Origin of the sequence: Sulfitobacter sp. SBS6, from assembly GCF_048285585.1 — a bacterium.
GTDB classification, from domain to species: Bacteria; Pseudomonadota; Alphaproteobacteria; order Rhodobacterales; family Rhodobacteraceae; genus Sulfitobacter; species Sulfitobacter pontiacus.
This window is the reverse complement of the sequence record NZ_JBLWBA010000025.1, coordinates 1-258: the sequence shown is the minus strand read 5'-3', so window position 1 is coordinate 258 and position 258 is coordinate 1. Positions and strand designations below refer to the sequence as shown.

Sequence of the window (258 nt, the reverse complement as noted above, 5' to 3'; positions counted from 1 at the left end):
AGCATCGACGTGCTGATCATCGACTCCACCGATCCGGTCGGCCCTGCCGAAGGCCTGTTCAAGACCGACTTCTTGAAACGCTGCCACCGTATTCTGAAAAGTGGCGGCGTGATGGTTCAGCAGAGCGAGTCGCCGCTTTACCATAGCGGTTCGATCATTCGCGAACTGCGCAACGACATGCGCGAAGCGGGCTTCGACAGCGTGGCCACTTTGCCCTTCCCCCAACCGGTCTACCCCTCTGGCTGGTGGAGCGTGACG

The 258-nt window shown here is 60.5% G+C and carries 1 pseudogene; it reads left to right on the top strand.

Annotated features, from left to right (window positions below):
- Positions 1–258: pseudogene (locus ACNQ62_RS16700) on the top strand (hypothetical protein); the annotation flags it as partial.